At 39.1% G+C, this 7509-nt stretch carries 9 protein-coding genes; 1 reads left to right on the top strand and 8 read right to left on the bottom strand.

Annotated features, from left to right (window positions below; all coding sequences use genetic code 11):
- Positions 1-157: 157 nt before the first annotated feature.
- Positions 158-544 carry a hypothetical protein gene (locus MLE14_RS18055; protein ID WP_243299825.1) on the bottom strand — a complete coding sequence of 129 codons (387 nt, stop codon included), beginning with the start codon at positions 542-544 and terminating at the stop codon, positions 158-160.
- A 207-nt stretch (positions 545-751) separates the two neighbouring features.
- On the opposite strand from MLE14_RS18055, the gene MLE14_RS18050 reads away from it, so the two are divergent.
- The gene (locus tag MLE14_RS18050; RefSeq protein ID WP_243299823.1) at positions 752-1357 is read left to right on the top strand and encodes a DedA family protein; all 606 of its coding nucleotides are present in this window, start codon (positions 752-754) and stop codon (positions 1355-1357) included.
- Between the two features lie 301 nt (positions 1358-1658).
- Here MLE14_RS18050 and mnhG read toward each other — a convergent pair whose 3' ends face one another.
- The 7 genes from mnhG to MLE14_RS18010 are packed head-to-tail and all read right to left on the bottom strand — an operon-like array spanning position 1659 to position 7413.
- Positions 1659-2018: a monovalent cation/H(+) antiporter subunit G gene (gene mnhG, locus MLE14_RS18040; RefSeq protein ID WP_243299821.1), complete on the bottom strand. Its 360-nt coding sequence runs from the start codon at positions 2016-2018 to the stop codon at positions 1659-1661.
- Entirely contained in the window at positions 1999-2286 is a 288-nt protein-coding gene (locus MLE14_RS18035) for a Na(+)/H(+) antiporter subunit F1 (protein WP_243299820.1), read from the bottom strand. The genes mnhG and MLE14_RS18035 overlap by 20 nt, the downstream gene beginning before the upstream one ends.
- A complete protein-coding gene (locus MLE14_RS18030; protein ID WP_243299819.1) occupies positions 2286-2762 on the bottom strand; it encodes a Na+/H+ antiporter subunit E in 477 nt (158 codons plus the stop codon). Before MLE14_RS18030 ends, MLE14_RS18035 begins: the two co-directional genes overlap by 1 nt.
- Before the next feature lie 6 nt (positions 2763-2768).
- Entirely contained in the window at positions 2769-4253 is a 1485-nt protein-coding gene (locus MLE14_RS18025) for a Na+/H+ antiporter subunit D (RefSeq protein WP_243299818.1), read from the bottom strand.
- Positions 4246-4587: a Na(+)/H(+) antiporter subunit C gene (locus MLE14_RS18020; protein ID WP_243299817.1), complete on the bottom strand. Its 342-nt coding sequence runs from the start codon at positions 4585-4587 to the stop codon at positions 4246-4248. Before MLE14_RS18020 ends, MLE14_RS18025 begins: the two co-directional genes overlap by 8 nt.
- The gene (locus tag MLE14_RS18015) at positions 4587-5009 is read right to left on the bottom strand and encodes a Na(+)/H(+) antiporter subunit B (protein ID WP_243299816.1); all 423 of its coding nucleotides are present in this window, start codon (positions 5007-5009) and stop codon (positions 4587-4589) included. Before MLE14_RS18015 ends, MLE14_RS18020 begins: the two co-directional genes overlap by 1 nt.
- Entirely contained in the window at positions 4999-7413 is a 2415-nt protein-coding gene (locus MLE14_RS18010; protein ID WP_243299814.1) for a Na+/H+ antiporter subunit A, read from the bottom strand. The genes MLE14_RS18015 and MLE14_RS18010 overlap by 11 nt, the downstream gene beginning before the upstream one ends.
- Positions 7414-7509: the final 96 nt, after the last annotated feature.

Below are 7509 nucleotides of genomic sequence, written 5' to 3'. Positions count from 1 at the left end.
GTCTCTTTCAATATTATTGTTTCTCGTCATCATAATCCATCACCTCTAGATATCTCATTATAAATATTGTAAATCAAAAAAGACTGTAGGCAAACTCGATATTATCGAGTTTGTCTACAGTCTGAAAGCAGCTCTAATTATATGAGCTGCTTTTGTTTTATCCCCATCTCAAAACGATATTAATACTTGAAAAACCTTCTGTATCTGTCTTTCCTGAAAAGGTAAGCCGCAGTCCATTTGGATTAAAATATATTTCCGGATCTGACTTCACTCCTGCTTCTTTCAACAATTGTCTGACTTTCTCTTTATCAGATCTTTGGGCTGCGTCCATTAACCTTTTTGAGAAAGGGTCAGGCTCTTCAATTTTGTCCAATAGATTAACAATTTCAGTGAGAAGAGGCTTTGAAATTTTGGCTGATTCCACAAACAAGGTGGTATCCACTTCTGGAAATTGTCTGGGCGGATAGTTAAAATTTGTAACGCCGTAATGACCTGGGAAACACGGATATCGGAAAGGGGGAAGACGCCTAGGGAGGCGATACATTTTAGTCCCTCCTTTTTATCAATTTGTAATGAAAAGGGTTTCGCTTCCATCTTATGCAAGCAACTTGAACAATTTACCCATAGACCAATACGATATTCTCTTTTTTTCAATAGGCAAGTATATAAATATTTGTTTTCATTTTGTTTTTGATATGATAAGGGAAAGAGAATAAATCCCTTCATGGGAGGTTGATGGGCAGGGTCCAGCATGGATTTAGAAACGTTAGAATCCATATTAGATGAATTTAATTATATAGGGTTATTTCTCTGGCTGTGGCTAGGGGTATTTGGTGCACCAATCCCGAATGAAGTTATTGTGATGACAATTGGGTTTGCCAGTTCAACAGATGTTTTAATAAGTCCCTATGCTTTTATTACCGTTTACTTAGGGATTGTCGGTGCGTTGACTACTTGTTACTTGTTAGGTAGATTACTAGGAAAGCCATTATTAAAATGGATGAAACAAAAGAAACGATTAAATCATTCACTCGAAAAAGCTATCCGGTTTATGAATAAATACCATACTTTTTCGCTTCCTCTTAGCTATTTTCTGCCAGGGTTTCGAAATTTTGTGCCGTTTTTATATGGGCTAAGTAAGCTGTCATATAAAAAATTTGCGCTTCTATCCTATTCAGCTGCTCTTGTATGGGTAACAGGCGTCTTTTTCCTGGGCTATTGGTTCGGAGAAGAGATTGATTCGAATCAGATTGTAATAGAGGAAATCGTTATAGTGGCTTTAGCGATTCTTATTGTTTTAACGGTACTTATGGTTTGGAAAAGAAAAAAACGGAGAGCGAAAGCCCATTCTGAATAAAAACAGCGATCCCCTAAGAAATCGCTGTTTTATATATTTAATAACGATACCTATGTTCAAATAAGTCAATAACACCTAAAACGATATGACCCAGTCCAAATCCTAAAATTGTATTGGAAACCATTCGGTCTACTCTTCTGTTTTGGGTTAAAAGGATTCCGCATATCGTGAAAATACAACCGAGATAGTAGGGATTAAACCTTCCCGTATCCGATACATCAGTATTTCCTCCCTTATATGATCGCTGCCCATAGTATAAACAAATTAGGGAGCTGTACTCGAGGGAGTTCATTCCATATCGCTACACTTTTTCTGCAGATGATTGATGTTCCTTAATATCATCATGCTTTGATTTTTCCCATAGCTTTACCCCAGAATGATAAGCCGCTCTTGCAATTAAATGACCAGCGACAGGGGATGTCATAAAGATAAAGAATACGGCGATAAGCAAACGGCTATTAAAATGATCATCTAATAGCCAGAAATAAAGAAAAGTTCCGATTAAAATGAGCATAATTCCTAAAGTGGTACTTTTCGATACCGCATGATTTCGGGTATAGATATCAGGCAGACGGATTACACCAAAGGTGGCTACAAGGGAGAGAAAGGCGCCTAATCCAATGAATAATGCAACGATCACTTCAATGATTGTTTCGGTCACGTTCGATAATGACTCCTTTCTCTAAAAATTTAGCAAAGGCAACAGTGCCAATGTAGGCTAATATTCCAATTAATAAAATAACCTCTAAAAATGCACTCGTTCTTAACAGGATGGAAAGAATCGCTACAATTGCTATTAAATTAATGCCGATTCCATCAAGAGCAATAACCCGGTCAGGAGTAGAAGGACCCTTAATTACCCTAAAAACTAAACCGATCATCGATAGAGCAATCACGATGAGGGAGACGATAAGGACTGCATCTAACATTATCGGCTCACCTCCATTATTGCTTTTTCAAAGGTATTTTTAATGCTTTTAATTTCTTCTTCTTTATCACCGATATTAATAGCATGAACATAAATCGTTTTTTGATCTTCTGAAACTTTTACGACTAGTGTCCCGGGTGTTAATGTAATTAAATTGGATAAGACAACGATTTCCCAATCCTTTTTTAAATCAGTTGGAAGTGCAAAAATCCCTGGCTCGATGTCGAGTCTTGGCTTAATCACTAGCTTGAGTACAGAAATGTTAGACAGAACAAGCTCTTTAAAGAATAGAAGAATGAGCTTAATAATCGCCCAAACCCGTCCTAAATAAAATCTCGTATGAAAGTATCGCCTAAACACAAACATAATAACGAGACCTAAAATGTAACCGATTAAAAAAGTGGAGGTATCGTAGGAATTTTGCAAAAACATCCAGAGAAAGGCGAGAAATACATTTAATAAAAGTTGAAATGACATAGAATTCTACTCCTTTAAAACAGCATCCACATAAACAGATGGATCAATTAAGCTTTCGGCTGCTTTAGAAATAAAAGGCTCTGTAACACCTGCCCCAAACCCATATAGGACGGCAATCATTACGAACGCAAGACATGGCATTATTAGATATTGAACGGGAGCTTTGTCCTGAGGATCCCAAGCCCTTGGTGTACCCCAAAAGCCATTAATAAAAATCTTCATCACTGAAAAAAGTACAAATAAACTTGAGAAAATAACGATAAGACTTCCTACCAGCTCGCCCTCTTCAAATCCCCCTTGAACAATCAGGATTTTACCGATGAATCCACTTAACGGAGGTATGCCAGCTAGTGAAAGAGCCGCAACAAAAAAGGTCCATGCCAGAAGCGGATATTTATGAATTAATCCGCTTATATTTCGCAGATTACTTGTGCCGGTTATGGCAATGATTACCCCGATAAGGAGGAAGAGAGCTGCTTTAATAATCATGTCATGGATCAGATAAAAGACTGATCCGGTTAACCCGGAATCGGTCATGGTTGAAACACCAAATAAAATAACACCGACTGCAACCATGATATTGTAAATAACAATTTTCTTAAGATCTGAGTAAGCAATCGCTCCAATCACCCCGATCATAATGGTCAGCAGGGCTAGCGAGCCAAGCAAACTGTGAGTGTAGTCCAGATCGTGATGGAAAATGAGGGTGTAAGTCCTCATGATTGAATAGACGCCAACCTTTGTTAAAAGCGCCCCGAACAATGCCATCACTGGAATTGGCGGTGCATAATAGGACCCCGGCAGCCAAAAGAACAGAGGGAAGATCGCTCCCTTTAGCCCAAAAACGATTAAAAACAGGACGGCGATTACAGTAAGAATCCCGGTTTGTTCTGTCGGAATTTCGGATATCCGGACAGAGAGATGCGCCATATTGAGTGTTCCTACCACAGAGTACAAATAAGCTACAGCAATGACGAACAAAGCAGAAGATAACACATTGACTAACAAGTACTTTAATGATTCTCTTAATTGTATTTTAGTTCCGCCTAAAACAATTAAAACGTACGAGGACATGAGAATGACCTCAAAGAAGACAAATAGGTTGAAAATATCCCCGGTTGTAAAAGCACCATTTACGCCAAGCAATAGGAATTGAACAACCGAATAGTAATAGTATTTTTCTCTTCCTTCCCCAATGGAGCGGAATGAATAAATTAGACATAATAATGTGATTACGCTTGAAGTTGTGACAAGTAATGCAGACAGCATGTCTGATACGAGCGTAATTCCAAAAGGTGCTTCCCAGTTACTCAGATTTAGGGCTTGAATGCCGCTTGTATAGTTCACATATATGAGTGATGCGGCTGTAAACACGGTAAGTGCAGTAGAGACAATTGAAATCGTTCGGAGCCAATATATATTTTTGAAAAAGATTAACAGAATGGCTGTTAATAACGGAATTAACAGCGGATATATAAGTAAATTAGTCATGACCTTCGTTTCCTCTCAAACGCTCCATATCATCTGTTCCAAGCTCCTGATACGATCTGTACGCTAACACTAAGAAAAATGCAGTTACGCCAAAGCTGATTACAATCGCAGTTAAAATCAAAGCTTGAGGGAGCGGATCTGTATATCGTTCAGCTTGTTCTCCAAGTAGGGGTGCATCTCCCGTTTTTAAGCCACCCATCGTTAAAATCAAAAGGTGAGCCCCATGACTAAGAAGTCCCGTGCCAACAATTATTCTGATAAGACTCTTAGAAAGCATTAAATAAACTGCACTCATAAACAAAAATCCGATTACAATGGACATTAATATTTCCATTATTCACTCACTCCAATCGTTTGAATAATGGTTAAGGTGACTCCTACGACTACGAGATAAACACCCGTATCAAAGAATACGGCTGTGTGAAGGCCGGTCTCTCCTAAAATCGGCAGCCAGATTTCCCAGTACCCATGAGTCAAAAAAGGAAGATCAAAGAATATCGCACCTGTACTGGTAGCTGCTGATATGAGGAGTCCGACAGCCATTACTAATTTATAATCAAGCGGGAGCATCGCAGCTACCGTTTTGACATCATAAGTGAGCAATAATAATACAATGGCACCAGATGTCATCAGACCTCCGATAAATCCTCCGCCAGGTGTATAGTGTCCAGTGAAAAAGATATAAATGGAAAACAATACGATGATAAATACAATCACTTTAGTCGTGACCTGTAAAATCACATCATTATTTTTCATGCTGCTCCCCCTTTCCGCTTAGGCGCAGCTTGATCATGCCATAAATCCCTAACGAAGCGATTCCTAGAACACATATTTCAAAAAGAGTATCAAAGCCTCTGAAATCCACAAGAATAACGTTTACCATATTTTTTCCATGAGCCAATTCGTACGTATTTTCAATATAGTACTCTGAAATAGGTTTAAATATCTTTGTACTGTGAGCTGACATTGCAATCAGAGCAACCGTTACCCCTACCCCAAGTGAAATGAGAGCATTATTTAATTTGAACCTGATTCTCTCTTCTCGTTTTAATTTTGGCAGGTGGTAGAAACACGCTAGAAAGAGTGCAACTGAAACGGTTTCAATAACGAGCTGGGTCAAGGCTAAATCCGGTGCACGAAAAACAACAAAGAATAATGATACGGTGTAGCCTACCGCTCCTAATGCAATGATTGATGTCAGTCTAGATTTGGCAGCGAGGATCGTAATAGACCCTGCAATCACGACAAGGGCAAGAATTACTTCATAAACTCTGATTGGTGATGTATTTTCCATACTTAACGCAAACGCATCTTTAAATCCTAACGTCCAGAGCAGGGTTACAATAAAGAAAATAAGCATGTACGCAAGGTAGGAACGAATGGATCCAGTCATAAACGACTTTGTAAAATTGTAAGATCCAAGCTGGGAAAGCTCTACTCCCCGGTCATAGAAGTAGTTCCATGTAACTTGCTTTGGTAAACGATTATAGACCCCGCTCCATTTTGGCAGGATTTTATAAAGCAATGTCCCAAGAACTATGACACCAATTGTCATATATAATTCAAACGAATCAAAGCCATGCCAATGATAAATATGAATCTCAAATATTCCATCAGTTCCTAGTAGACTCGGCAGAATACTGGCCATAGCTGGCTCAATAATATTGGTGGCAGCCAGGTTCGGAAAGAAACTCAAGATGACAACCAGTGAAGCCAATATCACTGGCGGTATCAGCATACCGAGCGGAGCTTCATGCGGTTTCTTTTCCAGCTTTTCTGTATCCAGTTTTCCAGTAAAGGTCTTGAAGAATAAGATCATACTGTATATAAAGGTGAAAATGCTTCCAACCCATGCAAGAACAGGGAACAAAATTCCCCATGTTTCTAAGTCAAAAATCCCCATCTCCGTAATTCTAATCATGGACGTAAAAAACATTTCCTTACTTAAAAAGCCGTTGAACGGAGGAATTCCCGCCATCGAAAAGCTACCCAAAAAGGCAATTGTAGCTGTAATAGGCATAACCGTCATTAAACCGCCAAGCCTGCGGATATCTCTTACTCCTGTTTCATGATCAACGATGCCGACAACCATAAATAAGCTGCCCTTAAAGGTTGCATGATTCACTAGATGGAAAATCGCAGCAGCCACAGCCACAATGAACTTGTTTTCTCCTGGGCCTGCAAAATGAATGGAAGCTGCACCCGCACCAAGCATCGACATTATCATTCCTAATTGACTGACGGTTGAAAAAGCAAGAATTCCTTTTAAATCTGTCTGCTTAACGGCATTAAAGGATCCCCAGAATAACGTAATGATTCCAACTGATGCAACCATCCAAAACCATTCGCCAGTAATTCCAAATAGGGGAGTAAAACGTGCCACTAAATAGATTCCCGCCTTAACCATGGTGGCTGAGTGAAGGTAAGCACTAACAGGAGTAGGGGCTTCCATAGCATCTGGGAGCCAAATATGAAAAGGGAATTGAGCTGATTTAGTAAAAGCGCCAAGCAGGAAGAGAACCATTGTTGGCAGCAGCAGCTCGTGTGTCAATACGACATCAGCTTGTGTAATGATTTCACGAATGCTAAATGTCCCTGTCATCACATATAGCAGGATAATAGCACCTAGAAGCGACAATCCTCCAAATACAGTAATAAGCATGGATTTTTGAGCACCATAGCGTGACTTTTCCCTCTCATTCCAATAGCCAATCAGTAAGAATGAAGAAAAGCTGGTCAGCTCCCAAAAAGCGTAAAGGACGATTAAATTATCAGATAAAACTACACCCAGCATGGCACCCATGAACAGGAGCAAATATACGTAGAACGTATTTAATTGTTCTTTGTGCTTGTTCAGGTAATAAATCGAATACAGAACAACAAGTGCTCCGATCCCCGTGATTAACAAGGCAAATAAAAGTCCAAGGCCATCTATGTATACATCAAAAGAAATGTCTAAAAATGAAATCCATTCAACACTTGATGTAATGGCTTGTCCATCCTTTATATCTCCCAGAAATAAAAAGAAAAAAGTGAAAAGAATAACGGGCAGAGGAAGAACAAACCAGCCTAAATGGAGATTTTTTGTGATTTTATAAATGAAAGGTACGAAAATAGCCAACAAAAGTGGTGAAAGTATGGCTATATGTAAAAGAGACAATTATGAACCCCCCTTAGCCAATATCATATGCATTTTTCAATATGTCCCAAAGAAATGAAACCATTCTTACCCGTCCTTTTAAGCCACCCTCATTAT

Source organism: Bacillus litorisediminis (assembly GCF_022808645.1).
GTDB lineage: Bacteria > Bacillota > Bacilli > Bacillales > JC228 > Bacillus_BF > Bacillus_BF litorisediminis.
The sequence above is the reverse complement of the archived record's forward strand: the minus strand, read 5'-3'. Positions and strand labels throughout refer to the sequence as shown.